We start from the raw sequence: 26722 nt of genomic DNA on the forward strand, positions 1-26722 counted from the left end.
CTAATAACGCTGCCTTATTAGTTGGAATAATTTCAGCCGCCCATAGCGCCATGGTCAATATGGCAATAGCGCCTGTTTCTAGTATTTAACATTATGATGAAATAATAATGACCGGATGGTTAAATTACTGTTGATTATATAACCACAGTTAATTTAAGTATGTTTAAACTCGAAACTGGATTTCTATTTTAATAAACCCTTTACAGTGATCGTCATCACGATTCCATTTTCTATTTGGGTAGAAAACGAGAGCTAAGAGACATTTTCAGCGTTTCACCGGTTTTAGCCTCTGCCCGGTAGGCGGCTCGGCAGCAAGCCGCGGGGCCTATGGCGATGTTATCGGGCGGGGGAAATGACCATCAGCCATGACGGGAGGATAGCCTCCCGTCAATAAGCGTTAATACTGTACCTATTTCACTCAGGCAGAATGCTCTGCCCAATTTTCAAGGGATAAAAACGCGCGGCGATTTCTGCATTGTTTTGCGTGGCCTGGGCTAATTCCTGCAAAGGCTCATCCAAAGATTCATCCGCTAATTCAAACACCCCCCAGTGAATTGGCACGGCTTTGCGGCATTTTATTTCTGCGAACACCTCTACCGCCTGCTGCGGGTCCATATGCTGCGCACTCATGAACCATCGTGGTGCATAGGCGCCAACTGGGATCGCCGCCAGATCGAAAGGCCCCAGCTTATCGCCAATAACTTTGAATTGATTGCTATAACCACTGTCGCCGGAGAAGTAGAAACGCAGGTCGGCGCTAGTGACCACCCAGCCACACCAGAGCGAGCGATTTCGGTCCCACAGGGTTCTCATACTCCAGTGGCGGGCGGGCACCGCGTGGAAAGTCAACCCGCCAAAGCTGTGCTCCTGCCACCAGTCCAGCTCGGTGACGTGGCGCGCGCCCTGGCGTATCAGCCAACGCTTCATGCCCAGCGGCACAATAAACTCCAGCTCGGGGAAGCGGCGCAGCAGCCGTTTAATGGTCGGCTTATCCAGATGATCGTAGTGGTTGTGCGACAGCAGCACATAATCGATGTGCGGCAAATCCGCGACGTCGGCGCTCACCGGCGTCTTACGTTTTGGGCCGTAGAATTTCAACGGCGAGGCACGAGCAGAGAGCACCGGGTCCATCAGCACGGTTTTCCCCGCAATCCGTAACAGCAGGCAGGCATGGCCGAGGAACCACAGGCGATCTTCGTGGCCGCTAAACTCGGCCTTCTGCCACCACTGGGAAATAAAATGCTCATAGCCACGGCGCGGCGGCTTGGGTAACTGCTGCTCTTTGCGCTCGCGCTGCCAGCGCTTGAGATCGCCGTCCTGTCGATTATGAGGTTCAGGATTGGTAAACCCTTCCGGCGTATGGTGCGGCTTAGACGCATCATAATAGGGATTTTTAATAGCCATAACGTTCCTTCAAATTACGCAGACAGCTTACTTATGGGAAGTAAAAACCGCGATGAAGGCTAGCCTCATCGCGGTTTGGGTGTGAATAAACAGTAGTATGTACAAAGTTTTACTGCAACATCCGTGACAGGACTTTACTCAGGCAGCTTCTGCACAAAGTTTGGTGAGATTTCTGGCTCCAATCATAAGGGTAGCAACGTAAGATTGCCGGCGGGTAACCACTTCTACCGCCACACGAGAGTCTTTGTATTTGATGAGGTACGTTGAGGGCCAGCCCTGGCGTCGCGTGCCGTAGGCTTTTTCATGACTATCGATGGCTGCATGGGCAACCACCAGATGGGAGAGATTTTTATCACCTTTAATGATGCGCTTCATAATGGACTCCGCCTTAGACACAACTGTCAAAATGAGGAAACATTAATCACTTGATACGCATCGCTTCGCGCGATGCTTATTCGAATCACTTCTTTGCAACTTTGTTACAGAATGAGTATCTCTGCGCTTTTTATTGCGCGCAAGTTTTACTTAACAAGAAACAAACCATCGCAGCACGCAGTGGTCGGTGACTATCGGCATGCCAATGCCCCTGCTCGCTTTGGATTTGCGCGGACCAGCGGGTATCCCCCGGCCGTTCAGTGGCATTAAGGCTAATTTTATTGGCACAAATAATCGGCCAGGCATCGGAAGGGTTGTTGCAGTAGTCTTTACCTTTGACGCCGCCGTAGGGATACCATTTGTCAGGCTCTTCGCCCGTCAGTAAGGCAATATTGTGGTTCAGCTCGCTGTCGTTCTCTTCAGACCATTTAATCATCGTCATTCCATCGGGTATCGTTGTTGCCCTGAGACTACGACAGAAATAAGACAGTTTTATGAAAGCCAAATCGGAAACAAAGAAAAGCCCGCAGGTAGTAACACCGGCGGGCTTGGGTTAGATCAAAAGCATCAATCCAAACGCTTATCTTTCGGGGATAAAGCCCCGCAGGCTGAGCACGGAATCCTCTTCCTCAGGCTCTTGAGGGGTTGGCCCCTTAACCTGCGCAGCAAGAATTTTTAACAGCTCCGTTTGTTGGCGCTGCTGTTCAGCGATTTCCTGTAAAAGCTGAATTTGCTGATTAGCTCTGACGCTGGCGCGGTTAACCACAAACCACAGCAGCAAAAATAGCAAAATAAACAAAACACACAGCACCAATGAGGCCAGGCTGGTTTGGCCCATTGCGAGATCGAACATTGACAACCCTACAGCTAAATTTTAACGAGCACGTATCTTACCATTCCGCTGAAAGCTGGGAAGAGCCCATCCCAAAAACTCGCCATTTTTAGCGGTCTGGGCGGGAAAACTACCAGGGGATGAAGGATGTCACCGCGCAGACACCGAGTTCAAAGTTTCCACCTTGATCGCAGTAGCTGTTCAATGCCAGAAGATAGAGCGCGATGCAGATAACCAAGAGAACTAAAATCAGGCTAAGTTTCTTCAGGTTAAAGAAAGATCGTTTCGGTTTTATGGTCGGTTTCTTCCGGTTGGTATCGGGTTTATCAGAGCTCAACGTCAGCATCCAACACTTAATGATTCATAAAGTGATGCTACGCCACGAACCTTAAACAAAATATTAACAACCCCGCCCCTATCCACATAAGCAGCACATATTACTAAGTCAGAAGTATTGATTCTAGGAATACACTGTATTTTTACACTGCCCATAGCGACGAGATCCTTCTTACATCTATACTTATCAACACCCTGAGACTCCTCAGGGAGTACAAAAAGGAAGGCAGCAAATGGGTGCGATTAAAGCCATTATTGTTTTGGTGATTATTTATGCAATTTTTCTCTTCTCAGGTTATGGCGTTACCGTGGGAAGCAGCGAAAATGCGGCAGGATTGGGCCTGAAGTGTCAGTATTTAACGGCGCGAGGTATTGTTGATTCACAGTATCTGCATACCGATAGCGGCATCGTTGGCGTGGCCAAGTGCCCGATATTCAAGCAAATAGATGAAGTGGTCGACAAAAAATAGTCGCGCCGTACAGCGAAATAGCGTTAATAGAATGCCCACCAAGGTGGGCATTTTTTTGCCTGACGCCCATCAACAGCCTGACGACTAGCTGTCGTGCTTGGTGAATTTCAGGTCAATCAGCGCGATAGCTTTTTCGATGGCGCGCTTGGTGACGGGATCCGCGCCCGCCGGATGACGTGAAAAATCGATGCTTTTCAGCTGGTGCGACATCTTGTCGCGCACTTCGGTCGGCGCAATAACGTCAATCACATCCAAAATCTGCTTAATGACCAGCTGACAGGCGACTAAGTCAGACGCGTACTCTTGTTCTTGGGTTAAAAGCTCGGACATGGGAATTCCTCTTGGCATGCACGCAATGTAGGCGCACTTGGCTAAAAAATTTGGCCGCCAGAATAGCATGTCGCGTCACTTATTTTATCCCGACGGTGCTCATCTGCGTTGAGAATGAGCGGAATGTTTAAATTCTCAGCAATCAGGTCAGCCCGGCTGTGGTTATCGCTGCATATCTTCTATGCTTGATGAAGCGGAGCAAAAAGGAGAGGTTATGTTCGCGCTTGTATTGACCATTTGCTATCTCGGTGGTGGCTGTGATGATCTGGCTATCGATGCCTTTGATACCAAACAACAATGCATGGCCGCTATGCGCCAGGAGGGTTTGCGCCACGCCGGATGCTACCCATTGGAAGATTTTATCGACGGCTACTATCTGCCCGCCCGAGAGAATGCTGACTTTTAGAGGGTGATCACACTATATTGTCCTGTTCTTGTAACAGCTCTAACATAAATCTGACATATGTATTGCCAAACGTATCAGCCAAAGGTATGACTATCCTGTTACTTATTGATATTTAACTATATTAACAGGACAGGAGATGGCAATGATGCAGCAAAAACGTAACGCGATTTTCAAGCAGATCCCTCTGGCACTCTTAATTTCCAGTACCTTCCTTTCCTCAATTCCCGCTCAGGCAGCACAAGTGCCCGCAGGCGTGGAATTGGCCGCTAAACAAGAAATTGTGCGTAACAACGGCAGTGAACCGGCTTCTCTTGATGCCCACAAAGTCTCCAGCGACGTTGAATTCAACATCATCGCCGACCTGTTCGCCGGGCTGGTAAGTATTGATGATCAAGGTAATCCTCACCCCTCTCTGGCGGCTAGCTGGGATAATAAAGACAATAAAGTGTGGACCTTCCATCTGCGCCCTGACCTGAAATGGTCCGACGGTTCGCCAATCACCGCCGAAGATGTGGTATTCAGCTGGCGCCGTTTAGTAGATCCCACCATCGCCTCGCCGTATGCCACTTACCCAAGCAGCATGCATATTCTCAATGCCGCGGACATTACCGACGGTAAAAAGAAACCTGACACTTTGGGCGTGAAAGCCCTCGACGCGCACACCATTGAAGTGACGCTGGACCAGCCGATCTCCTACTTCCTCGGCATGGCCGCGCACCCAACGCTGTTCCCACTGCCGGAAGCCGCAATCAAAAAATTTGGCGATAAGTGGACCCAGCCGGGCAATTTAGTCAGCAGCGGCGCCTTCAAGCTCGATAGCTGGACCGTTAATGAACGCGTCGTTTCCGTGCGCAACCCGAATTACTGGGACAACGAACATACTGTTGTTAACAAAGTCACCTACCTACCGATTGTTTCCGGCACCGCCGACGTCAACCGCTATAAGGCCGGTGAAATCGATATCACGAGTACCGTGCCTGAAATCCAATTCACCGCGCTGAAAAAACAGCTCGGCTCACAGGTGCATGTCGGCCCTAAACTGGGCGTGTATTACTACTCCCTCAATACCACCCGCCCGCCTTTCAACGATGTACGCGTTCGTCAGGCGCTCAATCTGGCATTGGATAAGGACATTATCGCCAATAAGGTGTTGGGACAGGGGCAAAAACCCGCATGGGCCGTGGTGCCGGATAACACGGGCGGCTTCGAGTTTAAGAAAAATAAATATCAGCAGATGACCCAGGAGCAGCGCGTCGCCGAGGCGAAAAAACTGCTCAGCGAAGCAGGCTATGGCCCTTCCAAACCTCTAAAATTCAATCTGTTGTACAACACGTCGGAATCTCACCAGCGTATTGCTATCGCCGCCAGTTCGATGTGGAAGAAGAATCTGGGCGTGGATGCCACCCTGCAAAACCAAGAGTGGAAAACCATGCTCGACACCAAGCGTCAGGGTAACTATGACGCAATACGCTATGCCTGGATCGCCGACTACAATGAGCCATCCACGTTCTTGAATACCCTGCGCACCGGCGACAGCGAGAACTCCTCGAAATTCAGCGACGCCGCCTATGATAAAGCGCTGGACGACGCCTTGACGGCGAAAGACAAAGCCCAGGCCGGCGAGTTCTACCAGCAGGCTGAAGACGTGCTGTCGGAGCAGGTTCCGGTTATCCCGCTGTACCAATATGTCAGCGCCAAACTGGTGAAACCTTTCATTGGCGGTTACGACAATAAGAGCCCGCTGGGTTACATTTACACCAAAGATTTGTACGTGATTAAGCACTAATTTTTCACTGCCGTTATCCGGCGGCGCAGTGGCTTTAAGGCTGCTGCACCGCCGGACTTCACTTCTCCCTCCTGCTTATGCCCATCGCGAAAAGTTCATATTTCTCCCTACATCGGGGCTTGCCTCATCGCGTCCAGATGTTAGATTGGAGAAAAATCACACAGCGGGAGGAGAGATGAAATTATCGGAAAGTGAAATCCAACCCCTTTGGGATGAGGTTTCACGAATTATTGGCGATGCGGTGATCCATTTGCATCATCGGGGAGAGTATTTGAGCAATGACGCGCTGGTCGGCTATCTCGACGGTCAACTGGGCAGCACGCAAAATGTAAAAAGCCGCATCCTGTTGGGCGCGGCTATTAATATGTTAAAGGCCAATCGGGTGAGAAATTAACTCAGGCAGACTGCACGATCTCGGGGGTTAAGGTGCGCAGGCACTTGTCTAAGACCACATAACTGCCTTTCTCGCCGTACAGATAGCCATTCATCACCATCCAATTCAGCGTGGCTTCAAAGTCGATAATCAGTTCGCGGCCGTCAAGGCCCGGCTCTTCGACCCTTTCGCCCTGCTCATCGACAAAGAAATAGTCATAGTTCGGCACGGCGGCAAACATGCTGCTCGGCGGTTCTTCGTTGGCTTCTTTATCCAGCGTCCAGCCGGTTCTGCTTGCGCCAAACTCACCGTTTCGCAAAGCCTGATTCACGACTTCAAGAGAGTCAAACTCAACCGCCCTGGGTAAGGCGTTAATTAGCGCCGCCCTGCTTAACTTATAAAACAGAATGAAATTTTGCATTTTGCCTCTACTCCACACACAAAACGCCCGACCACGCACGTGGACAGGCACTGAAATGAGAAGATCACTATTGAAGGGGCGCAGTTTATCTATTCCCTCTCATTACCGCGAGAGAAGGAAGGAATAAACTGCGCAATAACGTGGCATCCGGCCCTATTTAGACTGTGCAGCACGTCCTTGCGCAAACAGGAAAATCCGCTGAGTGATGTCATCAGCCCCCAAAATATTGCCTTTCTGCTCCAGATTGGCGCGGGCGTAAGCAATATCATGGGCCTGATCCACCATCATAATCACTTTATCGCGGGTCTCTTTATCCAGATTTCCCAGCAATGTGGTCAGGATGGCTTGATAGGCGTTGGAGGCATAAGTCAGCTGCTTTTCGCGCTGTTCGAGTGCCTCAATGCGGGCTACCAGAGACTGCAAAAGGTCATGTTCAGACATAGTGATATCCTTCTGTTCTGGTGAAGGCGACCCAGCGAAATATGGAACAAGCAGGTCATTGCACTGAGCCTACTAATAAGTTTAGCAGAGCGTGCAAAAGTGCTGATAAAACTGTTTACATTCCCGCGCTAGCCCGTCCGATGATTAAACCAATATTCAACCGTTTAGCATCTCATTTCGCGGCGTTGACAAGCTGTAACTACGTCCCCGCCCGGCCAAATTCCTACAACGCTCGGGCCGTGCGGCTTGCAGAGGCGCTTCGCGAGTGACTCCGCCAAACAGGTAACAAATGCAGCAACTGGTTACAGATGCCCCCATAGAATATCGGGGCGCGATGTGACATTTTCAGCGCAGGTTTTGCCTTCATTGTTGACGTGGTGAGATGAATTTATGACAAGAAAAACGATTTACACTCTGGCACTGACCATGATGTTGTCGGTCAGTACACTGGCTCATGCAGAAGGCTGTCTGAAAGGGGCAGCGGTGGGCGCAGCGGCCGGGCACCTTAAGCACCATGCCGTATTGGGTGCCGTGGCGGGCTGTGCTGTCGGGCATCACTTAGCCGCCAAGGCGAAGGAAGAGAAGGCGCAGACGGCGGCCAATAAATCTTAAAATTCAGGGAGCTTCGGCTCCCTGATTATTTTCCACAGTCGCGTTCTGCTACAGCTGAATGGTCTCGAAACGGCCATCCAGCAGCGGCTTGCAGAGGATCTTGTAGCCGTCGCTGTCAAAGTAAGTGGAAACTTTTTGCAGACTCTCCTCATCTTGCAGCGAATCCACGGTGCCGAGATAGAACCAATCCTGAATAATATGGTATTGGGTGAAGTTCGCCCCTTTCTCAACAATGGCAATGCGCCCCGGCCAGTTCCAGCAGTGCAGCCGCAACGACGCCAGCGACGCTTCCAGACGCTGTTGATGCGCGTCCAGTGATTCCGCGCCACAGCATGCCCCGGCGCAGCGCTTCAGGCTGTAACGAAAACAGGCGCGATTTTTAGCCAGCTTCTCAATGCCCAAAATGCCATAACAGAGCTTCTGCTCATCCGCCAACTGCCGCAGCTTTTCTAACGCCACGGTGCGATTGGCAAACAGCCCATACAGCCCCGGCGTGCTGGAGAAGTCGATCTCTTTGGCATAAGCCACCGCCACCTTGCCCTCTTGAATATGCAACGAGCATAGCTGTTTGGAACGCCGCAGCCTTTTATTAAATAGCGGCTGCTGCTCCTTAATCATCCGCGCCTCGGTCAGCAGCGCGCCCAGCTCCCCTGCCGTTTCGACAAAGGAGATATGGGTGGTCTGGCGCAACATGCGGGCTTCGTCTTTCGCGCGAAAATGGGACATCACGCGAGTACGAATATTGACGCTTTTGCCGATGTAGAGCGGCATCTGCTCGCTCACACCGTGAAAAATATAAACGCCGGGAGAAGAAGGCAACTGCGCCAAATTATCTCGCAGATGCTCAGGATATTGGTAAATTTCAGCGGCAAACTCGCTGCGGGACAAATTCCTCAAACGTTCTCACTTATCTCTGTATTGCCATTAGGACGACACAATCACACGGTTTCGCCCTTCCTGCTTGGCAAGATACAGGGCTTCGTCGGCCTTTTTCAATACTTTCTCTGCGTGATTTTTGCTCGACACCCCCGCGGCCACCCCGAGAGAGATAGTGATTTTATCGATATCCACCACGTCCATTTCAGCCACCATACCGCGCAAACGCTCGGCGATTTGCGCCGCTACGTCCAGCCCGGTGCCCGGCAGTACCATCAAAAACTCCTCGCCGCCGTTGCGACAAAGAATATCGCTCTCACGCGAACTGGCGCGGATCTGCTGGGCAAGCTGCTTAATCACCTCATCGCCCACATCGTGACCATAGGTGTCGTTAACCTTTTTGAAGTGGTCGATATCTAGCGCGATCACCGAGAAGCTCAGCTTCATCTGCTGAATATATTCCAGCGCCGTCGCCAGCCCGCGCCGGTTAAACAGCCCGGTCAGTGGATCGGTTTGTACCTCAAACTTCAGCTTGCCGATTTTCTTTTGCAGCAGGCTGATGCCCACCAGCAGGGCGCGTTTCAACTGCGTCACTTCGAAATACCAGTCCGGGATCATGCGAATATTATTGGAAACGTCTGGCTTATCCATCTCATTGGCGCTACGAGCCAGCTGGCGCAGAGGCCGGGCAATCAGCCGCGAAAGCAGCCACACGCAGAGCAGCGTCACCAGCGCCAACGGCGTCAGATGGCGCAACACTTTAAACATCAACCCCTGCAACGGCTTGAGGGTGGAGTCAGTCGGGCGCAGCGTCACGATTTCCCAGCCGGTCGAGGGGACCTGCGCATAGCCCGCTAACACGGCTTCGCCGGTGTAATTCTCCATCACCAGACTGCCGTTACCGGCTTTTTTCACCGCATCGGTGATGGGCCGTGGCGGTAACACTTTGCCCACGTTGTCCATATTGGGGTGGTAGAGCACGCGCCGGTCGCTGTCGATCACCGCGATATAAGAGCCATCGCGATAATAGTGTTCGCCCAGCAGCTCGTTAAGAATGCTCTTCTGCTTGAGATAAATGGTGCCGCCGATATAACCACGATAGCGGCCATCGGCGGTGACAATCGGCGTAGAGATATTGATAACCAAATTATTGGCAGCGGAAATATAGGGCTTGCTGACCAGAGGCCGCCTCTTCTTCAGCGCCTCGACCGAGCCTGGGGTGGAGATGGTGCGCCCCATCAGCTGCAAACTGTCTGGCGACGTAGCGCGGATCAGCCCGTGGGCATCGGTGATCACCACCGAGTTAAAGCTGTCGCTCTGGTATTTGAGACGGGCAGTTTCAGCCTGCAAAATCGCCGGATCGTCAAAATGCTCGGCGGCAATACGGCTGCTGTAAAACAGCTGTTTTTGCATGCTGCGGATAAACAGTTCCGTGCTCGCGGCAAGCTTGGTGGCGTATACCCGATTGGCTTCCAGCGTGTTATCAATCAGCAGTTGGCGCTGCACGCTATAGCTGGCGTAGAAACTGTTAGCCAGCGTCACGAAGGCACTTGTCACGGCCAAAATCAGGATCAGACGGCGAAGATCGAGACGGAAAAAGGCGCTGAAAAAGGATGAGAGTGACAAGAAAATAGCCCTTGTGGAAAAAGTGGCTCATGTTTACCACTGCCCGTTACGCGGCACAAGGAGGACGCTGGAAAAATCCTTGAAATTAGCAGATAGGAGCAGGAAATAGACTTAGCGCAGGCGATAAAAAAGGAGCCTTAAGGCTCCTTTCTCATTCATTCCAGCAAATTACATGTTGGAAATGATGTCGTCGCCGAACTCGCTGCATTTACGCAGTTTCGCGCCGTCCATCAGACGCTCGAAATCGTAAGTCACAGTTTTGTTAGCGATAGCGCCTTCCATACCTTTAACGATCAGGTCTGCGGCTTCGAACCACTCCATGTGGCGCAGCATCATTTCTGCGGACAGGATGATGGAACCTGGGTTCACTTTATCCTGACCTGCGTACTTAGGTGCAGTACCGTGGGTTGCTTCGAACAGTGCGCAATCGGAACCGATGTTAGCACCCGGTGCGATACCGATACCGCCAACCTGCGCCGCCAGGGCGTCGGAGATGTAGTCACCGTTCAGGTTCATACAGGCGATAACGTCGTATTCAGCCGGACGCAGCAGGATCTGTTGCAGGAATGCATCAGCAATAACGTCTTTAATGATGATGTCTTTGCCGTTGTTTGGGTTCTTGATTTTCACCCATGGGCCGCCGTCAATCAGCTCACCGCCGAATTCTTCACGTGCCAACTGGTAACCCCAGTCTTTGAACGCGCCTTCGGTGAACTTCATGATGTTGCCTTTGTGAACCAAAGTCAGAGAATCACGATCGTTGGTGATGGTGTATTCGATAGCCGCGCGAACCAGACGCTTGGTGCCTTCTTCAGAACAAGGCTTGATGCCGATACCGCATTCTTGTGGGAAGCGAATTTTCTTCACGCCCATTTCGTCTTGCAGGAACTTGATCACTTTGTCTGCTTCAGCAGAACCGGCTTTCCACTCGATACCCGCGTAGATGTCTTCGGAGTTCTCACGGAAGATAACCATGTCGGTGTCTTCTGGACGTTTAACCGGGCTTGGAGTACCGGTGTAGTAACGAACCGGACGCAGGCAGATGTACAGGTCAAGCTGCTGGCGCAGGGCAACGTTCAGGGAGCGAATACCGCCGCCGACTGGGGTAGTCAGTGGGCCTTTGATAGCCACGCGGTAATCACGAATCAGGTCCAGAGTCTCTTCTGGCAGCCATACGTCTTTACCGTACAGTTCAACCGATTTCTCACCGGTGTAGATTTCCATCCAGGAAATTTTGCGTTCGCCGTTGTAGGCTTTTTTAACCGCCGCATCCACAACCTTGATCATGGCTGGGGTCACGTCAACGCCAATACCGTCGCCTTCAATGAACGGGATAATAGGATTATTAGGAACGTTCAGTTTACCCTGGGCGTCAACTGTGATCTTCTTACCTTCAGCCGGAACAACTACTTTGCTTTCCATTAACCTCTCCTTCGAGCGCATTTTTGTTAAAAATTTGTAAGATGCGGGTCGATATTACTTCAATAATCGCCCCGCGCCAATCCGAAACGGTTTTCACGTATAATGCGCCAATTATCTTTTATCTCAATGTCTGTGAGAACAATGTCTGTTAAAAATCACCACGTTAAACGTTTCAGCAAGCGGCCTGACAGGGTTCGTCCCGAACAAAACGCGCCACGAAAAGTGCTATTGTTCAATAAACCTTACGATGTGCTACCGCAGTTTACTGACGAAGCCGGACGCGCCACGCTAAAAGACTACATCTCATTAACAGGTGTCTACGCCGCAGGCAGGCTGGACCGCGATAGCGAAGGTTTACTGGTGCTGACCAACGACGGCAAACTGCAAGCCGCGTTAACTCAGCCGGGCAAACGCACCGGCAAAGTCTATTATGTGCAGGTGGAGGGTGAACCCGACGATGGGGCGATTACTGCCCTGCGTTCAGGCGTGGAGCTAAAAGATGGCAAAACCCTGCCAGCGGGCGTGGAGCTGGTGGCCGAGCCTGAGTGGCTGTGGCCGCGCAACCCGCCAATTCGCGAACGCAAAGCGATCCCAACCCGCTGGCTGAAAATCACCTTATATGAAGGTCGCAACCGACAGGTGCGCCGCATGACGGCCCACGTCGGCTTTCCCACTTTACGTCTGATTCGTTTTAGCATGGGCGAGTACCAGCTTAGCGACTTACAGCCCGGCCAATGGAAGGAGATTACTGATGTTTAAACCCCACGTTACCGTGGCCTGCGTGGTGCAATCGCAGGGGCAGTTTTTGATTGTCGAAGAGACAGTCAATGGCAAAGTGACCTGGAACCAGCCCGCCGGACACCTTGAGGCAGACGAAACGCTCTTTAGCGCGGCGAAACGCGAACTCTACGAAGAGACGGGGATCCACGCCGAGCCGCAATCCTTGTTGAAATTGCACCAGTGGCAAGCGCCCGACGGCACGCCATTCCTGCGTTTTGCCTTTGTGATTGATTTGGACCAGCAGCCTGCCACCGCGCCGCAGGATAGCGATATCGACCGCTGCGTGTGGGCCAGCGCGGAAGATATCCTCAGCTCGAAACAGCTGCGTTCGCCGCTGGTGGCCGAGAGCATTCGCTGTTACCAGCAGAGCGCGCGCTACCCACTCGACCTGCTGGCCAATTTTAATCTGCCGAACTGACTCAAACATCCATCCACGGCTGATGGCCTGAGGCACCAAACGACGGTGCAGCAGGCCGCCTGACGTGCTAAAATCCCGCGCTTAGTTTTTAGGTAGTACCCTCTGTCCGGTCCGGAGTGACTTTTTGTTGCGCGCGGCCTTCATCCTCGTGTGACCTTCTGGCAGTGAAATGTCAGTCAAAAGCGCCACCCGTCGGGCAATTTATTTATGCAATTCGGTAAAATCATTCGGAATGACAATGTCTGAAGACAACAGCCAGAAAAAAGTGATCGTCGGGATGTCCGGCGGTGTCGACTCCTCCGTCTCGGCCTATTTGCTGCAACAGCAAGGCTATCAGGTGGAGGGCCTCTTCATGAAAAATTGGGAAGAGGACGACAATGAAGAGTATTGCACCGCAGCCACTGACCTCGCCGATGCGCAGGCAGTCTGTGACAAGCTGGGTATCAAGCTGCACACCGTCAACTTTGCGGCGGAATATTGGGACAACGTGTTCGAATTATTCCTCGAAGAGTACAAAGCGGGACGCACGCCAAACCCGGATATCCTGTGCAATAAAGAGATTAAATTCAAAGCTTTCTTGGAATTTGCCGCCGAAGATTTAGGGGCTGATTTCATCGCTACCGGCCACTATGTGCGCCGCAAGGACTTTGACGGCATCAGCCACCTGCTGCGCGGCACCGACGGCAATAAAGACCAGAGCTACTTCCTCTACACCTTAGGCACGGACCAAATCGCCCAGAGCCTGTTCCCGGTGGGTGAGCTGGAAAAGCCTGAAGTGCGCCGCATTGCTGAAGAGCTGGACCTGATCACCGCTAAGAAGAAGGATTCCACCGGGATCTGCTTCATCGGTGAGCGCAAGTTCAAAGACTTCCTGGGCCGCTATTTGCCTGCTCAGCCTGGCCCAATCAAGAGTGTTGATGGTCAGGATATGGGACAGCATCAAGGCCTGATGTATCACACCCTCGGCCAACGTAAAGGTCTGGGCATTGGCGGCCAGAAAGACGGCGGCGAAGATCCGTGGTACGTGGTGGATAAAGACGTGGCGAACAACATTTTGTACGTCGCGCAGGGCGGTGAACACCCGCGCCTGATGTCAGTGGGCCTGATTGCTCAACAGCTCCACTGGGTGGATCGCAAAACCCTGACCGACCCGCTGCGCTGCGTGGTGAAAACCCGCTATCGCCAGCAGGACATCCCTTGCACCGTCACGCCGCTGGGCGAAGATCGCATCGACGTGCGCTTCGACGCGCCGGTGGCGGCAGTGACGCCAGGGCAATCGGCGGTGTTCTACATCGATGAGATCTGCCTCGGTGGCGGTATCATCGAGCAGCGCCACCCGCTGTAACGCAGTAAATATCAATTCGGGACGCCAATGCGTCCCGAATTTTTGACCAGAATATGCCCGTAAATCTGCACTTATTCCGAACTGGGTTTAAAAAGGATTTTATGGCATGATCTGCGGCTCAGATTCGGCCAGCCGGTTGGTGTCCGAACAACGCTTACAGGAGTAGACGTGGCTAAAAATTATTATGACATTACGTTGGCATTGGCCGGAATGTGCCAGTCAGCACGTCTGGTGCAGCAATTAGCCCATGAAGGGAATTGCGCGCAGCATGAAATGTCAGTGTCGTTGCGCAGCCTGCTGGAGATGAATCCGGCCTCAACGCTCGCGGTCTACGGCAATAATGAAGCCAATTTGAAAATGGGTTTAGAAACGCTGCTTGGCGTGCTCAACGCTAACCGTCAGGGGCCGGGCGCGGAATTAACCCGCTATGCGCTAAGCCTGATGGTGTTAGAGCGCAAACTGAATGCCAATAAAGCGGCGATGAACAAGCTTGGCGAACGCCTCGATCAGCTCGACCGTCAACTAGCCCATTTCGAACTTGAATCTGAGACGATCATCAGCTCACTGGCGGCGATTTATGTCGATATCGTCAGCCCGGTCGGCCCGCGCATTCAGGTCACGGGTTCACCTACCATTTTGCAAAACCCTCAGGTTCAGGCCAAAGTCCGGGCCGTGCTGCTGGCGGGTATCCGCTCAGCCGTGCTGTGGCAGCAAGTAGGCGGTGGACGCCTGCAACTGATGTTTTCCCGTAATCGCTTGTTTGAACAGGCGAAAAATATTTTAGCTCATTGTTAAGACCAGGAGTTGCTACCGATGGAATTATCCTCACTGACCGCCGTTTCCCCCGTTGATGGACGCTACGGTGATAAAGTCAGCGCGCTGCGCGCAATCTTCAGCGAATTTGGCCTGCTGAAATTCCGCGTGCAGGTTGAAGTACGTTGGCTGCAAAAACTGGCAGCGTGCGCAGAAATCAAAGAAGTTCCTGCTTTTGATGCTGACGCAAACGCTTTCCTTGACCAGTTGTTGGCAAATTTTGATGAAAAGGATGCTCAACGCATCAAAGACATCGAAAAAACCACTAACCATGACGTTAAAGCCGTTGAGTATTTCCTGAAGGAAAAAGTCGAAGCGATCCCTGCCCTGCACGCGGTGTCTGAGTTCATCCACTTCGCCTGTACTTCTGAGGACATCAACAACCTGTCCCACGCGCTGATGCTGAAAACCGCTCGCGAAGAGGTGATTGCTCCTTACTGGCTGAAAATCATTGATGCCATTAAAGGCCTGGCGCACCAGTTCCGCGACATCCCGCTGCTCTCCCGTACTCACGGCCAGCCTGCTACGCCATCCACCATCGGTAAAGAGCTGGCTAACGTCGCCTACCGTATGGACCGCCAGTACAAACAGCTGCAACAGGTTGAAGTGCTGGGCAAAATTAACGGCGCGGTCGGCAACTACAATGCCCACATCGTGGCTTACCCGGAAGTGGACTGGCATAAATTCAGCGAAGAGTTCGTCACCTCGCTGGGCGTGACCTGGAATCCGTACACCACCCAAATCGAGCCGCACGACTACATCGCCGAGCTGTTTGACTGCGTGGCGCGCTTCAACACTATCCTGATCGACTTCGACCGCGACATCTGGGGCTACATCGCTCTGAACCACTTCAAACAGCGCACTATCGCTGGCGAAATCGGTTCATCCACCATGCCGCACAAAGTGAACCCGATCGATTTCGAAAACTCCGAAGGTAACCTCGGCCTGTCTAACGCCGTGCTGCAACACTTGGCGAGCAAACTGCCGGTTTCCCGCTGGCAGCGCGACCTGACTGACTCCACCGTGCTGCGTAACCTCGGCGTGGGCCTGGGCTACGCGCTGATTGCCTATCAGGCCACCATGAAAGGCGTGAGCAAGCTGGAAGTGAACGAAGCCAATCTGGCCTTCGAGCTGGATCACAACTGGGAAGTGCTGGCTGAGCCGATCCAGACTGTGATGCGCCGCTACGGCATCGAAAAGCCTTATGAGAAGCTGAAAGAGCTGACTCGCGGTAAGCGCGTTGACGAAGCCGGAATGCACAGTTTCATCGACGGCCTGCCACTGCCTGAAGAAGAGAAAGTGCGCCTGAAAGCCATGACGCCGGGCAACTACATTGGCCGCGCGGCGAAGATGGTTGACGAGCTGAAATAGCTTTTTGCCTTAACATAGCGCAAATCAGTGATATCAGGCGACCTGCGGGTCGCCTTTTTTGTTATAGAATAGAAACCATTACTAGAATCACGCTGGCTACAGGAAAACTGCGGTTTATGAGCACGGACACCAACCAACGCCTACTCGAGCTTCTCAAACAAAATCTGGCCGCCGCCGGGACGCAGCCGCTTTATCTCTGTTTTAGCGATGTTGTCGCGCAGGCGATCAAAGAGGGAGTTCTGGCTGAAGGGGATTTTCTACCCAGTGAGCGCCAGTTCACCGAAGAGCTGGGGATCTCGCGCATCACGGTCCGCAAGGCACTGGCGAGGCTGGAAGAAGCAGGCAATATTGGGCGTTCGCGCGGTTACGGCACCTTTATTAAAAAGGCCGGCGAGGCCAAACTCTCTTACTCGCTGGCCGATGTGAAAGGCTTCTCGCGCGAAGTGATGCTGCAGGGCCGCAAGCCCGACACTCTGTGGATCAGCCGCGAAAAGGTGCCCGCCGACGCGCTGGTCGCCAGCAAATTAGCCATCACCGAGCGCACGCCGGTCTATCGCCTCAAGCGTATTCACTATATTGATACGCGCCCGATGTCCGTCGCCCTCTCCTACGTGGTGGTGGACGCCATTGCCGACGTGCAGGATATCGGCGTTTCGCTCTACGACTATTTCCACCGCAATAACATCGAGTTAGGCGCGCTGCAAAGCCGCGTCAGTGCCGCCATGTCTGACGACGAACTGATGCAATCGCTCCAGTTGAAAACCCCGATGCCGATCTTAATCATTCGCCAAACCCTGTTCGATGGGCAAAACCGCCCCATCGAGTACAGTGAAAGCTTCTGTCGCAGCGACATGTACGAATTTATCAGCGAGGATTAATCCTCGCGGCTCATCTCATTGGCGAGCTGGGCCAGCGTCGGCGCACAGTCGCCACCCGGCTTAGACACCACGTAGGCCGCCACGCAGTTCGCCAGCATCATGCTCTGCCAGTGGCTTAATCCCAGGGATAGCCCCGCCAGCAGCCCGGCGCAGTGGCTGTCGCCCGCGCCAATGCTGTCCACCATGGTCACTTTGCGCGGCGCAATCCAGCCGTGGTCGCTTTCCCCGCCAAAGTAGTAACTCCCCTTCGCGCCGCAGCGCAGCACTACCAGTTCGCCGGTTTTGCCGTGCAGCTGGCGGCAGAAATGCTCTTCGTCGTCGCGATAGCCGAGCAGGCCCGCTTCGCGCTGATTGAGGGTCATGATCACCCCCGGACGCAGCAGCCCGTCGATGAACTCTGGCGACATGGTGTCGAGACGCGGGCCTAGGTCCAGCACCACGCGCACCTCGGCGGGCAGCGCCTGCATCCACGCCACCAGCACCCCGCCCTGTTTGGCGCCTAGCTGATAGCCGGAGAGATACACCAGCCCGCTGGTCGGCGTGCGGTTCTCCAGCCACGCGGTCTGCCACTGGTTCTCGACGCCGTCGATGGAGATAAAAGTGCGTTCACCGTCGGGTTCCACCAGCGCCAGGCACCAGCCGTTATCCGCGACGCCGACCTGCAAGTCAGACTGAATGCCGCGCTGGGCCATTTCATCACGCAGGCGTGTGGCCCACATGCCCTCTCCCAGCGGCAGCAGGTTGTGGCTGTTGATCCCCAGCTGTTTCAGGCCGAGGGCGATATTGAGCGCGCAGCCGCCGAGGTGAAACCCCGACACGCTGGCAGCGGTGTCGCCACCGCGCTCCGGCAGGGCATCGGCGTGCGCCACCATGTCCATTACCGCCGCGCCGACCACCGTCACCGGGCACTGCTGGTGCCAGTTCCCCTGCATCAGTGTGTGAAGCAGTTCGCCGTGCTGGTTGCTCATGCCGCCTCCTCAGCGCGCTGGCGGAAGCGCAGGAAGGCGCTGCTGTAGGTGGTCATATCCAGCGGATTGACGCGTTTTAGTTCGGCAAGGTACTGCGCGTCGAAGGCGTCAATGCCCTGCAAGGCGCCGCAGATCGCCGTCGCCATTGCGCCGATGGTGTCGGTATCTCCACCCAAGTTGGCGCACAGCACGGCGCAGCGGTTCGGGCAGCCTTCGGCCAGTTCAACCATGGCGATAGCCGCCGGAACCGACTCAATGGTGCTCACTCCCGCGCCCACCAACTGGTAAACCTGCTCGGAAGCCTGCTCGCTGCCGGTGGATTTCGCCACTACCTCCAGCGCCAACTCGATGCGAGCGGCCAAAGAGGCGCTGAAGGTGGTGCTCTGGCGGGTCTGGGCGTATTTGGCAATGTCCGGCAACGCCAGTTTAATCTCCGCCCAGCTCGCTCCTTCAATTGCTTTGGACACCGCCCAGGCAATCACTACGGCACCGGCCACCGCGATATCAGACTTATGCGTCGGGCTGGAAGCCAGCCACACCTGTTGGCAGAAGTGCTCCAGCGGCGCAGAAGGCAGCACGCAGCCCAGTGGCGAAACGCGCATCGCCGCGCCGTTGGTCACGCCGTTGTTCTCCAGCTCACTGATCGCCACGCCCTTCTTCTGCTCGGCCAACGCCAGCTTCGAGCTTGGTCCCAGAATGTTTTTGTTAAAAGCGTCAAAGCCGTCCACCCAGCGAATGACGTTGCGGGCAATCAGCTCCGGCACCACTTCGCCATCGGCTTCAATCAGGGCATCGGCCAGCGCCAGCGCCATGGAAGTGTCGTCGGTAAACTGCGCGGCGGTGAAGTAGCAGGCAGCGTTGTTTTCAGCCGGGCCATCAAGAAAACGGTCAATCCAGCCAAAATGCTTTTTCACCCGTTCACGCGGCCAAAGCTCTGACGGCATACCCAAGGCGTCGCCCAGCATTTGCCCATAGAGCGCGCCAAGAATGCGGTTTTCGCGGGTTATCTGTTGCATCTGTTATCTCCATAAATAGGACCACTGGCGAGCAGCGCGCCCGCCAGAGAAATCATTAAAATCAAGAACGTGCCAGTGTTACCGGTTCAATCGTTTTGCTGCGCTCGCGGAAGAACAGCAGGAATAACAGCATCACCGCGACCACCATCGCCGCGCCAACGCCCCACACGGCGAACCAGTCGAAGGTCATGCCGTTGCGCGGCGTAGTCAGGGCGAAAGTGGTCATCGCGCGGCCCCCCAGCCAGTTGCCGATAAAGCTGCCCAGCCCCTGGCAAATCAGGGTGATCAGCCCCTGTGCCGCGGTGCGCATGTGCGCCGGGGCTTTTTTATCGACATAGATATAGCCGGTGACGAAATAGAAGTCGTAGCTCACGCCGTGCAACAGGATGCCGAGGAACAGCATGCTGTAGCCCCACACGTCCTCGGTGCCGCCGTAGATAAAGAAGATGTAGCGAATGGCCGCCGTGATGAAGCCGAGCATCAGCACCTTCTTGATGCCGAAGCGTTTGAGCAGCAGCGGCAAGGCAAGCAGTGCAAAAATCTCCGAAACCTGACCCAGCGTCATCCAGCCGGTGGCTTCATTCAGCCCGACCTGCGTCAGATAGCCGTTGGCGAACTGGTAGTAAAACGCCAGCGGCATGCAGAACAGGAAGGAGCAAAGCGCGAAAATCGCGAAAGAACGGTCTTTCAGCATCGCCAGCGCATTCAGGCCAAACAGCGCCTTGATATCCACCGGGCCACTGCCCTTGGCAGGCGTATCCGGCAGCCAGAAGCTATAAAGCCCCAGCGCGATAGAGGCCGCGGCGGTCAGCCACAGCGGCAGGTTTGTATCAGAGATATTGCCCATGCCGAGCATAGGCGGCAGGACAAAACCGATGAACAGGCCCGAGGCAATCCAGCCCAAGGTGCCCAGCACGCGGATGCGCGGGAACTCTTTTTCGGGGTCGCCAATATTGGCGAACGCGATGCTATTAGTCAGCGCCACGGTAGGCATGTAGGTGATGGCATAGACCACCAGCAGCGGGAAGAAAGAGGAGAATTGGGTTTGCAGCGCGATGAAACACATCAACGCGCCCCCTGCCAATAAGAGCCAGGCGAGAACCTTTTGCGCGGCAAAATAGCGGTCAGCGATAACCCCTACCAATACCGGCGAGAGAATAGCGGCGATGGCGGTGCTGCTATAAGACCAGGCGATTTCAGATGGGCTAAAGCCCAGTTTATTGAGGTATTGCCAGAGAGGCACAAACCACGCCCCCCAGATAAACCATTCAATAAACATCATGACGGACAGCTTCAGATGGGTACGTTTCATTATTATATCCTTGCTGAATGAGACACCTTTAGCACGAATCTCAGGTCGGCTACAGGCAGATAAAGGCATCTATCAGATACCTTTATAATACCTTAATAATACATTTAAAATCTTACCGCGATCTTTCTCACATTTCCTGTCATCACTCCTGAGGGGCGTTTATAATTGGTTTAGCTTTCATTTAAGTTACCCCCCGTCGTGTTTATCTGGCGTTGAAGCAAATGTTTCTGGATACGTTAGAGTTGTGTCACGATTTATCCTCGAGATTTCAGCCAAATGGGCGTAACAATGCCTCTTACTCGCGCTAACAACCTCGGGATCACTATGCAAATATTGGCCGGGGTTCGTTGTACCCTGCATTAAAAAGGAGTTGTTATGCGAATTCTGGTTGTCGAAGATAATGCGCTGCTGCGCCATCACCTCTCGGTGCAAATGCGCGAAATGGGCCATCAGGTTGATGCTGCTGAAGACGCCAAGGAAGCCGACTACTTTTTACAGGAACACGCGCCGGATATTGCCATCGTTGACCTCGGCCTGCCCGGTGAAGATGGCCTGAGCCTGATCCAACGCTGGCGTAGTCATCAGGCAAAATTGCCGATTCTGGTGCTGACCGCCCGCGAAAGCTGGCAGGACAAAGTGGCCGTGCTGGAAGCGGGTGCTGACGATTACGTCACCAAACCTTTCCATTTGGAAGAGGTTATCGCCCGCATGCAGGCACTGATGCGCCGCAACAGCGGCCTGGCGTCACAGGTGATCACCCTCGCACCTTTCCAGATTGACCTGTCGCGCCGCGAACTCACCGTCAGCGAACAGCCGGTCAAGCTGACCGCCTTTGAGTACACCATCATTGAAACCCTGATCCGCAATGCCGGTAAAGTGGTCAGCAAGGACTCCCTGATGCTGCAATTGTATCCTGATGCCGAGCTGCGCGAGAGCCACACCGTTGACGTATTGATGGGCCGTTTACGCAAAAAATTGCAGGCTGAATATCCTACCGACGTGATAACCACCGTGCGCGGTCAGGGTTATCGTTTCGACATTCGTCCGTAACGCCGTCGAGCACACTTTTATGAGATTTCGCAAAGGAAAGCCCTTCTCACTGCGCTCGCGTTTTATGGTCGCCACCGCTGGCGTGGTGCTGGCGCTGTCACTGGCTTACGGGCTGGTGGCGGTGGTCGGCTATATGGTCAGCTTCGACAAAACCGCCTACCGCCTGCTGCGCGGTGAAAGTAATCTGTTCTTCAGCCTTGCCCAGTGGCGCGATAACAAGCTGACAATCAATGTGCCGCCAGATTTGGATCTCAACTCGCCAACCTTAGTCTTTATCTATGACGACAAAGGCAACCTGCTGTGGGCCCAGCGCCGCGTGCCGGAGCTTGAGACGCATATCGACAAAGAGTGGATGAACAAGCCCGGTTTCTACGAAATCGACACGGACACCCAGGTCAGTAGCGAGGTCATTGGCGATAATCAGCAAGCCAAAGACAAGCTGAAAAATTATGACGACACTGACGCCAACGCCCTCACCCACTCCATTGCGGTAAATACTTACTCGGCCACCTCGCGCCTGCCCGCGCTGAATATCGTGGTGGTAGATACCATCCCGCAAGAGCTACAGCGTTCCGATTTGGTGTGGGAGTGGTTCAGCTATGTGCTGATCGCCAACTTGCTGCTGGTTATCCCGCTGCTGTGGCTGGCGGCCTACTGGAGCCTGCGGCCCATTAAGGCGCTGATCCGGCAAGTGGCTGAGCTGGAAACCCACGAGCGCGAAGCCTTGGATGAAAACCCGCCGAGCGAGTTGAAAGGCTTGGTGCGCAATCTTAATACTCTGCTGCACGGCGAGCGCGAACGCTATGACCGCTATCGCACTACGCTGGCGGATTTGACCCACAGCCTGAAGACGCCGCTGGCAGTGTTGCAGTCCACGCTGCGCTCTCTGCGTAACGGCAAGCAGATGACCATCGAACAGGCAGAACCCGTGATGCTGGAGCAAATTAGCCGCATTTCGCAGCAAATTGGCTACTATTTGCATCGCGCCACTTTGCGTTCAGAACACAATATTTTGGTGCGCGAAGTACATTCGGTACCCGGCCTGCTCGACAGCTTGTGTTCAGCACTGAATAAGGTTTATCAGCGTAAAGGCGTGGCGCTGACGCTGGATATCTCGCCAGAAATCACCTTTATTGGCGAGAAAAATGACTTTATCGAAGTGATGGGTAATGTCATCGATAACGCCTGCAAATACTGTCTGGAATTTGTAGAAATCAGCGCCGTATATGCCGAAAAACAGCTGGTGATCCTGATTGAAGATGACGGTCCCGGCATTCCGGAAAGCAAACGCGAAGTGATTTTCCAGCGCGGCCAGCGCGCTGATACGCTGCGCCCAGGCCAAGGTTTAGGCTTATCCCTGGCCAGTGAAATTATTGAGCAATATGACGGCCAGATTATTATTGGCGACAGCCCACTCGGCGGTGCCAGCATGCGGGTTTGCTTCGGTAAGCAGCACGACGTGGACAACGATTAAGCTTTCTCCCGGCAATTCGTCCGAGTTGCCGGTTATTAATGAAATTTGCAGGCGATTGCCCAATGCAGCCGCCTCGCCTTCCGTTATAATCCTCTCAGTGACTCTCATTTACGCCATGGAAAACATTTATGGATTATCAACTCGACTTGGACTGGAATGACTTTTTGCAGCGTTATTGGCAAAAACGTCCGGTGGTTCTTAAACGTGGCTTCAAAAACTTCATCGACCCTATCTCTCCAGACGAACTGGCCGGACTGGCGATGGAGAACGAAGTCGACAGCCGTCTGGTCAGTCATGAAGACGGTCGCTGGCAGGTCAGCCACGGGCCTTTCGAAAGCTATGATCACCTGGGTGAAAATAACTGGTCGATTCTGGTTCAGGCGGTTGATCATTGGCATGAGCCCTCTTCCCACCTGATGCGTCCTTTCCGCCATATTCCTGACTGGCGTATGGATGACCTGATGATCTCCTATTCAGTGCCGGGCGGCGGCGTTGGCCCGCATCTGGACCAGTATGACGTGTTTATCATTCAGGGTACCGGCCGCCGTCGCTGGCGCGTTGGGGAGAAAATTCCCATGAAACAGCACTGCCCGCACCCGGATTTGCTTCAGGTTGAGCCGTTCGAAGCCATTATTGATGAAGAGCTGGAGCCGGGCGATATCGTCTATATTCCGCCGGGCTTCCCGCACGAAGGCTACTCGCTGGAACATGCCCTGAACTACTCGGTCGGTTTCCGCGCGCCGAACGCCCGCGAAATGCTCAGCGGCTTTGCCGACTATGTGCTCTCCCGCGAGCTTGGTAGTAAGCGTTATGGCGATCCGGAGCTGGTTGAGCGCGAGCACCCGGCGCAAATCCTGCCAAACGAGCTAGACGGTCTGCGCAATATGATGCTGGAGCTGGCGGGCGACCCCGAGCACTTCAACAGCTGGTTTGGCGAGTTTATCTCCCAGTCGCGCCACGAGCTTGACTTAGCGCCGCCGGAGCCGCCTTATCAGGCCGGTGAAATTTATGAGCTGCTGGAATCGGGCGAAACCTTGCAGCGCCTCGGCGGCCTGCGCGTGTTGCGCATCGGCGACGTGTGCTACGTCAATGGCGAAGCTATCACCACGGAGCAAGTTGCCGCCGCTGACGCCTTAACGCGTCACCTGACGGTAACTCGCGAGATGCTAGGCGACGCGCTGGATGACCCGTCATTCCTCGCATTGATCTCTGCTTTGGTTAACAGCGGCTACTGGTACTTCAATGATTAATCGTTGAAGTTAGCCATATAAAAAAGGGTGCGTATCCTCGCGGAGCGCACCCTTTTTGTTTCGCCCTGCTGAAAAGCAGAGTTAGCTTTTGGCGTTCTTGGCCGTCAGTTCGGCAATACGCATCACCACGCTGACCGCCTTCTCCATCCCCTCCAGCGTGACAAACTCATGCTTGCCGTGGAAGTTGTAGCCGCCGGTGAAAATGTTCGGGCAAGGCAGGCCGCGGAAGGAGAGCTGCGCGCCGTCGGTGCCGCCGCGAATTGGCTTCATCAGCGGTTCGATTTCACAATCAATCATCGCCTGTTTGGCAATTTCAATGATGTGTGGATGCTGCGCCACTTTGTCGCGCATATTGTAATAATGGTCATCAAGAGTCACCTCGATATAGCAGTCGCGGTGCAGCCCTTCGCCCACCAGATGAGCGATATCGATGATTTTCTGCTTACGCGCTTCAAAGTTCGCCTGATCGAAATCGCGAATAATGTAGTGCATTTCGGCGCGTTCGACCGAGCCTTTCATCGACGTCAGATGGTAGAAACCTTCGTAACCTTCGGTTTTTTCAGGTGTTTCATCAGCTGGCAGTTCGGCATGAATTCGTACCGCCAGCGACAAGGCGTTGACCATCACCCCTTTGGCGCTGCCGGGATGGACATTATTACCGACAATTTTGATGGTCGCCGAGGCGGCGTTGAAATTCTCAAACTCCAGCTCCCCGACGCCACCGCCGTCCACGGTGTATGCCCATTGGGCGGCAAAAGCCGGGACGTCGAAAGACTGCGCGCCCTTGCCGATCTCTTCGTCTGGGGTAAAAGCAATGCGCAGCGGCCCGTGCGGGATCGCGCTATTTTTCAGACGCGCCATGGCGGTAACGATAGTGGCGATGCCTGCTTTATCATCCGAGCCGAGCAGGGTTTTGCCGTCGGTGGTGATCAGCGTCTGGCCCAGCAGCTGGTGTAGCATCGGGAACATCACCGGCGAAAGCACTTCGTCGCCGTTACCCAGCGCAATATCACCACCGCGATAATTTTCAACAATTTGAGGATTGACGTGCTTCGCCGTGAAATCCGGCGCCGTGTCTAAATGAGAGATAAAGCCGATAGTCGGCACAGGCCAGTCGACATTGCCAGGCAAGGTTGCCATCACGCAGCCTTTGTCACTGAGCGTGACCTGATCAAGGCCGAGTGCAATCAATTCTTTCTGAAGTTCACGCGCCAGCTTCAGCTGCCCTTCCGTGCTAGGCGTGTGTCGAACGTTGACCTTCGATTGGGTATCAAACGAAACGTAGTGTAAGAAACGATCAAGCAACTTATCCATAATTAGGTATCCTCTAGCGACCGAGTTTTATTATGCGCAGCATGAATACCTCGGATATTGCGTCAGGTCAGTTTTCACCGAGTTTAGCCAATGAAGTCTTCTGCTCAGACGCAATTTTAGCAAAATGGAATGACAGACGAAAAAAAGCCCGGCTAGCGCCAGGCGTTTTCTTGTTTGGTCAGGAAGGCATGAATAAACTCAGGCACCACCTGACTGGCAAGGCCATACTTGCGTTCATCAAACTGGCTCTCCACCTGACTTGGCTCGAGATTCAGCTCAATGGTGTAAGCCCCGCCCATCTTGGCTTCGTGGACAAATCCCGCCGCCGGATAGACATGGCCCGAAGTGCCAATAGCGATAAAGAAATCCGCTTTCGCCAGCGCCTGATAAATCTCATCCATACCAATAGGCATTTCGCCGAACCACACCACGTGCGGGCGCAGCGGCGCGGGGAACTGGCAACAGTGGCATTTGTCATTCACCGACAGGTCGCCCGGCCAGTCGAACACTTGACCGGAGTGGGTACAGCGCACTTTGAGCAATTCACCGTGCATATGCATTACGCGCTTGTTTCCGGCGCGCTCGTGCAGGTTATCGATGTTCTGCGTCACCAGCATAAAGTTATCGCCCAGCGCGTCTTCGAGCGTGGCTAAGGCGTGGTGCGCCGCGTTTGGCTCAATCTCGGCGTTTTGCAACTGCTGGCGGCGAGCGTTGTAGAACGCCTGCACCAGTTCAGGATCGTTGCGATAGCCTTCCGGCGTCGCCACGTCCTCGACCTTGTGCTCTTCCCACAGGCCGTCGGCGGCGCGAAAGGTGCGGATGCCAGACTCAGCGGAGATCCCCGCCCCGGTCAGCACCACAACAAAAGGCCGCTTCAGCGATGCGGCGGCCATATTGTCTCGATGGAAAATATTTGAGCGAAAACGTTGGTGCCGTATGCGCTTGTTTTTGCGAAATCGACACAGACGATGGCGTGTGCGCATATGTGCTCCTGCTCTTGGAAACTTAGGTAAATCTTCTAAC

The 26722-nt window shown here is 53.9% G+C and carries 30 protein-coding genes; 14 read left to right on the forward strand and 16 right to left on the reverse strand.

Annotation, left to right across the window (positions count from 1 at the left end; all coding sequences use genetic code 11):
* Positions 1-414: 414 nt before the first annotated feature.
* The 5 genes from ACT3RT_RS01845 to ACT3RT_RS01865 all read right to left on the reverse strand — a co-directional run bounded on the left by ACT3RT_RS01845 (position 415) and on the right by ACT3RT_RS01865 (position 2864).
* Complete coding sequence (locus ACT3RT_RS01845; protein ID WP_496202413.1) at positions 415-1404, reverse strand: MBL fold metallo-hydrolase; 990 nt, start codon at positions 1402-1404, stop codon at positions 415-417.
* 138 nt (positions 1405-1542) lie between these two features.
* Positions 1543-1779 (reverse strand): DUF4060 family protein, encoded by a 237-nt coding sequence (locus ACT3RT_RS01850; protein WP_353502505.1) that lies wholly within the window; start codon positions 1777-1779, stop codon positions 1543-1545.
* Between the two features lie 130 nt (positions 1780-1909).
* Positions 1910-2215, reverse strand: coding sequence for a phage protein NinX family protein (locus tag ACT3RT_RS01855; RefSeq protein WP_353502506.1), 306 nt, complete (start codon positions 2213-2215; stop codon positions 1910-1912).
* Between the two features lie 144 nt (positions 2216-2359).
* Positions 2360-2632, reverse strand: a complete 273-nt coding sequence (locus ACT3RT_RS01860; protein ID WP_485901175.1) for a YebO family protein — start codon at positions 2630-2632, stop codon at positions 2360-2362.
* A gap of 109 nt (positions 2633-2741) precedes the next feature.
* On the reverse strand, positions 2742-2864 hold the full coding sequence (locus ACT3RT_RS01865) for a PhoP/PhoQ regulatory lipoprotein MgrB (RefSeq protein ID WP_437342034.1): 123 nt from the start codon (positions 2862-2864) through the stop codon (positions 2742-2744).
* Positions 2865-3180: 316 nt separating this feature from the next.
* On the opposite strand from ACT3RT_RS01865, the gene ACT3RT_RS01870 reads away from it, so the two are divergent.
* Positions 3181-3417 (forward strand): YobH family protein, encoded by a 237-nt coding sequence (locus tag ACT3RT_RS01870; protein WP_034791302.1) that lies wholly within the window; start codon positions 3181-3183, stop codon positions 3415-3417.
* A gap of 84 nt (positions 3418-3501) precedes the next feature.
* On the opposite strand, the gene ACT3RT_RS01875 is transcribed toward ACT3RT_RS01870, so the two are convergent.
* On the reverse strand, positions 3502-3747 hold the full coding sequence (locus ACT3RT_RS01875; protein WP_034791303.1) for a DUF2766 family protein: 246 nt from the start codon (positions 3745-3747) through the stop codon (positions 3502-3504).
* A 214-nt stretch (positions 3748-3961) separates the two neighbouring features.
* On the opposite strand from ACT3RT_RS01875, the gene ACT3RT_RS01880 reads away from it, so the two are divergent.
* The 3 genes from ACT3RT_RS01880 to ACT3RT_RS01890 all read left to right on the forward strand — a co-directional run bounded on the left by ACT3RT_RS01880 (position 3962) and on the right by ACT3RT_RS01890 (position 6333).
* Positions 3962-4153: a YdfD/YebW family protein gene (locus ACT3RT_RS01880; RefSeq protein WP_353502509.1), complete on the forward strand. Its 192-nt coding sequence runs from the start codon at positions 3962-3964 to the stop codon at positions 4151-4153.
* A 142-nt stretch (positions 4154-4295) separates the two neighbouring features.
* Complete coding sequence (locus ACT3RT_RS01885; RefSeq protein WP_437342002.1) at positions 4296-5939, forward strand: ABC transporter substrate-binding protein; 1644 nt, start codon at positions 4296-4298, stop codon at positions 5937-5939.
* Between the two features lie 175 nt (positions 5940-6114).
* Complete coding sequence (locus ACT3RT_RS01890; RefSeq protein WP_353502510.1) at positions 6115-6333, forward strand: hypothetical protein; 219 nt, start codon at positions 6115-6117, stop codon at positions 6331-6333.
* Between the two features lies 1 nt (position 6334).
* Here the strand turns inward: ACT3RT_RS01890 and ACT3RT_RS01895 are convergent, their stop codons facing one another.
* On the reverse strand, positions 6335-6733 hold the full coding sequence (locus ACT3RT_RS01895; RefSeq protein WP_353502511.1) for a hypothetical protein: 399 nt from the start codon (positions 6731-6733) through the stop codon (positions 6335-6337).
* A gap of 153 nt (positions 6734-6886) precedes the next feature.
* Entirely contained in the window at positions 6887-7174 is a 288-nt protein-coding gene (locus ACT3RT_RS01900) for a hypothetical protein (RefSeq protein ID WP_353502512.1), read from the reverse strand.
* Positions 7175-7564: 390 nt separating this feature from the next.
* Between ACT3RT_RS01900 and ACT3RT_RS01905 the strand changes: the two genes are divergently transcribed.
* Positions 7565-7786, forward strand: coding sequence for a hypothetical protein (locus ACT3RT_RS01905; protein ID WP_353502513.1), 222 nt, complete (start codon positions 7565-7567; stop codon positions 7784-7786).
* 48 nt (positions 7787-7834) lie between these two features.
* On the opposite strand, the gene cho is transcribed toward ACT3RT_RS01905, so the two are convergent.
* The 3 genes from cho to icd form a co-directional block, all read right to left on the reverse strand.
* Positions 7835-8683 (reverse strand): excinuclease Cho, encoded by an 849-nt coding sequence (gene cho / locus ACT3RT_RS01910; protein WP_496202414.1) that lies wholly within the window; start codon positions 8681-8683, stop codon positions 7835-7837.
* A 27-nt stretch (positions 8684-8710) separates the two neighbouring features.
* A complete protein-coding gene (locus tag ACT3RT_RS01915) occupies positions 8711-10288 on the reverse strand; it encodes a sensor domain-containing diguanylate cyclase (RefSeq protein WP_353502515.1) in 1578 nt (525 codons plus the stop codon).
* Between the two features lie 168 nt (positions 10289-10456).
* Entirely contained in the window at positions 10457-11710 is a 1254-nt protein-coding gene (gene icd / locus ACT3RT_RS01920) for an NADP-dependent isocitrate dehydrogenase (RefSeq protein WP_353502516.1), read from the reverse strand.
* Positions 11711-11812: 102 nt separating this feature from the next.
* Here icd and rluE point away from each other — a divergent pair, with 102 nt between their 5' ends.
* The 6 genes from rluE to ACT3RT_RS01950 all read left to right on the forward strand — a co-directional run bounded on the left by rluE (position 11813) and on the right by ACT3RT_RS01950 (position 17315).
* Entirely contained in the window at positions 11813-12469 is a 657-nt protein-coding gene (gene rluE, locus ACT3RT_RS01925) for a 23S rRNA pseudouridine(2457) synthase RluE (RefSeq protein ID WP_353502517.1), read from the forward strand.
* Positions 12462-12908 carry an NUDIX hydrolase gene (locus ACT3RT_RS01930; RefSeq protein ID WP_496202415.1) on the forward strand — a complete coding sequence of 149 codons (447 nt, stop codon included), beginning with the start codon at positions 12462-12464 and terminating at the stop codon, positions 12906-12908. The genes rluE and ACT3RT_RS01930 overlap by 8 nt, the downstream gene beginning before the upstream one ends.
* A gap of 238 nt (positions 12909-13146) precedes the next feature.
* Positions 13147-14253, forward strand: coding sequence for a tRNA 2-thiouridine(34) synthase MnmA (mnmA, locus tag ACT3RT_RS01935; RefSeq protein WP_353502519.1), 1107 nt, complete (start codon positions 13147-13149; stop codon positions 14251-14253).
* A 168-nt stretch (positions 14254-14421) separates the two neighbouring features.
* Positions 14422-15048, forward strand: coding sequence for a high frequency lysogenization protein HflD (gene hflD, locus ACT3RT_RS01940; RefSeq protein ID WP_396130355.1), 627 nt, complete (start codon positions 14422-14424; stop codon positions 15046-15048).
* An 18-nt stretch (positions 15049-15066) separates the two neighbouring features.
* On the forward strand, positions 15067-16437 hold the full coding sequence (gene purB, locus ACT3RT_RS01945; protein WP_496202416.1) for an adenylosuccinate lyase: 1371 nt from the start codon (positions 15067-15069) through the stop codon (positions 16435-16437).
* 116 nt (positions 16438-16553) lie between these two features.
* Entirely contained in the window at positions 16554-17315 is a 762-nt protein-coding gene (locus tag ACT3RT_RS01950) for a GntR family transcriptional regulator (protein ID WP_496199970.1), read from the forward strand.
* Here the strand turns inward: ACT3RT_RS01950 and ACT3RT_RS01955 are convergent.
* The 3 genes from ACT3RT_RS01955 to ACT3RT_RS01965 form a co-directional block, all read right to left on the reverse strand.
* Complete coding sequence (locus ACT3RT_RS01955) at positions 17312-18283, reverse strand: PfkB family carbohydrate kinase (protein WP_496202417.1); 972 nt, start codon at positions 18281-18283, stop codon at positions 17312-17314. The genes ACT3RT_RS01950 and ACT3RT_RS01955 overlap by 4 nt on opposite strands.
* Entirely contained in the window at positions 18280-19299 is a 1020-nt protein-coding gene (locus tag ACT3RT_RS01960; RefSeq protein WP_496202418.1) for an ADP-ribosylglycohydrolase family protein, read from the reverse strand. Before ACT3RT_RS01960 ends, ACT3RT_RS01955 begins: the two co-directional genes overlap by 4 nt.
* A 61-nt stretch (positions 19300-19360) precedes the next feature.
* Entirely contained in the window at positions 19361-20611 is a 1251-nt protein-coding gene (locus tag ACT3RT_RS01965) for a nucleoside permease (RefSeq protein ID WP_353502525.1), read from the reverse strand.
* A gap of 375 nt (positions 20612-20986) precedes the next feature.
* Between ACT3RT_RS01965 and phoP the strand changes: the two genes are divergently transcribed.
* From phoP to ACT3RT_RS01980, 3 genes are all read left to right on the forward strand, one after another.
* Positions 20987-21661 (forward strand): two-component system response regulator PhoP, encoded by a 675-nt coding sequence (gene phoP, locus ACT3RT_RS01970; protein WP_353502526.1) that lies wholly within the window; start codon positions 20987-20989, stop codon positions 21659-21661.
* A 19-nt stretch (positions 21662-21680) separates the two neighbouring features.
* Entirely contained in the window at positions 21681-23135 is a 1455-nt protein-coding gene (gene phoQ, locus ACT3RT_RS01975; protein WP_396130349.1) for a two-component system sensor histidine kinase PhoQ, read from the forward strand.
* A 128-nt stretch (positions 23136-23263) separates the two neighbouring features.
* Positions 23264-24385 (forward strand): ribosomal protein uL16 3-hydroxylase, encoded by a 1122-nt coding sequence (locus ACT3RT_RS01980; protein ID WP_353502528.1) that lies wholly within the window; start codon positions 23264-23266, stop codon positions 24383-24385.
* A gap of 81 nt (positions 24386-24466) precedes the next feature.
* On the opposite strand, the gene pepT is transcribed toward ACT3RT_RS01980, so the two are convergent.
* Positions 24467-25699, reverse strand: coding sequence for a peptidase T (gene pepT, locus ACT3RT_RS01985; RefSeq protein WP_496202419.1), 1233 nt, complete (start codon positions 25697-25699; stop codon positions 24467-24469).
* Positions 25700-25851: 152 nt separating this feature from the next.
* The gene (cobB, locus tag ACT3RT_RS01990; RefSeq protein ID WP_353502530.1) at positions 25852-26682 is read right to left on the reverse strand and encodes a Sir2 family NAD+-dependent deacetylase; all 831 of its coding nucleotides are present in this window, start codon (positions 26680-26682) and stop codon (positions 25852-25854) included.
* Between the last annotated feature and the right edge of the window lie 40 nt (positions 26683-26722).

This window comes from Ewingella sp. AOP9-I1-14 (assembly GCF_052375995.1).
Taxonomy (GTDB): domain Bacteria; phylum Pseudomonadota; class Gammaproteobacteria; order Enterobacterales; family Enterobacteriaceae; genus Ewingella; species Ewingella allii.

Coding starts and splice junctions, on each gene's coding strand:
- ACT3RT_RS01895 (WP_353502511.1), bottom strand. CDS start 6,733: ATGCAAAATTTCATTCTGTTTTATAAGTTAAGCAGGGCGGCGCTAATT.
- pepT (WP_496202419.1), bottom strand. CDS start 25,699: ATGGATAAGTTGCTTGATCGTTTCTTACACTACGTTTCGTTTGATACC.
- ACT3RT_RS01850 (WP_353502505.1), bottom strand. CDS start 1,779: ATGAAGCGCATCATTAAAGGTGATAAAAATCTCTCCCATCTGGTGGTT.
- ACT3RT_RS01890 (WP_353502510.1), top strand. CDS start 6,115: ATGAAATTATCGGAAAGTGAAATCCAACCCCTTTGGGATGAGGTTTCA.
- ACT3RT_RS01965 (WP_353502525.1), bottom strand. CDS start 20,611: ATGAAACGTACCCATCTGAAGCTGTCCGTCATGATGTTTATTGAATGG.
- ACT3RT_RS01905 (WP_353502513.1), top strand. CDS start 7,565: ATGACAAGAAAAACGATTTACACTCTGGCACTGACCATGATGTTGTCG.
- ACT3RT_RS01885 (WP_437342002.1), top strand. CDS start 4,296: ATGATGCAGCAAAAACGTAACGCGATTTTCAAGCAGATCCCTCTGGCA.
- phoQ (WP_396130349.1), top strand. CDS start 21,681: ATGAGATTTCGCAAAGGAAAGCCCTTCTCACTGCGCTCGCGTTTTATG.
- ACT3RT_RS01860 (WP_485901175.1), bottom strand. CDS start 2,632: ATGTTCGATCTCGCAATGGGCCAAACCAGCCTGGCCTCATTGGTGCTG.
- ACT3RT_RS01980 (WP_353502528.1), top strand. CDS start 23,264: ATGGATTATCAACTCGACTTGGACTGGAATGACTTTTTGCAGCGTTAT.
- ACT3RT_RS01870 (WP_034791302.1), top strand. CDS start 3,181: ATGGGTGCGATTAAAGCCATTATTGTTTTGGTGATTATTTATGCAATT.
- ACT3RT_RS01900 (WP_353502512.1), bottom strand. CDS start 7,174: ATGTCTGAACATGACCTTTTGCAGTCTCTGGTAGCCCGCATTGAGGCA.
- ACT3RT_RS01955 (WP_496202417.1), bottom strand. CDS start 18,283: ATGAGCAACCAGCACGGCGAACTGCTTCACACACTGATGCAGGGGAAC.
- ACT3RT_RS01930 (WP_496202415.1), top strand. CDS start 12,462: ATGTTTAAACCCCACGTTACCGTGGCCTGCGTGGTGCAATCGCAGGGG.
- ACT3RT_RS01960 (WP_496202418.1), bottom strand. CDS start 19,299: ATGCAACAGATAACCCGCGAAAACCGCATTCTTGGCGCGCTCTATGGG.
- ACT3RT_RS01950 (WP_496199970.1), top strand. CDS start 16,554: ATGAGCACGGACACCAACCAACGCCTACTCGAGCTTCTCAAACAAAAT.
- cobB (WP_353502530.1), bottom strand. CDS start 26,682: ATGCGCACACGCCATCGTCTGTGTCGATTTCGCAAAAACAAGCGCATA.
- icd (WP_353502516.1), bottom strand. CDS start 11,710: ATGGAAAGCAAAGTAGTTGTTCCGGCTGAAGGTAAGAAGATCACAGTT.
- ACT3RT_RS01845 (WP_496202413.1), bottom strand. CDS start 1,404: ATGGCTATTAAAAATCCCTATTATGATGCGTCTAAGCCGCACCATACG.
- ACT3RT_RS01880 (WP_353502509.1), top strand. CDS start 3,962: ATGTTCGCGCTTGTATTGACCATTTGCTATCTCGGTGGTGGCTGTGAT.
- ACT3RT_RS01875 (WP_034791303.1), bottom strand. CDS start 3,747: ATGTCCGAGCTTTTAACCCAAGAACAAGAGTACGCGTCTGACTTAGTC.
- phoP (WP_353502526.1), top strand. CDS start 20,987: ATGCGAATTCTGGTTGTCGAAGATAATGCGCTGCTGCGCCATCACCTC.
- ACT3RT_RS01855 (WP_353502506.1), bottom strand. CDS start 2,215: ATGATTAAATGGTCTGAAGAGAACGACAGCGAGCTGAACCACAATATT.
- purB (WP_496202416.1), top strand. CDS start 15,067: ATGGAATTATCCTCACTGACCGCCGTTTCCCCCGTTGATGGACGCTAC.
- rluE (WP_353502517.1), top strand. CDS start 11,813: ATGCGCCAATTATCTTTTATCTCAATGTCTGTGAGAACAATGTCTGTT.
- mnmA (WP_353502519.1), top strand. CDS start 13,147: ATGTCTGAAGACAACAGCCAGAAAAAAGTGATCGTCGGGATGTCCGGC.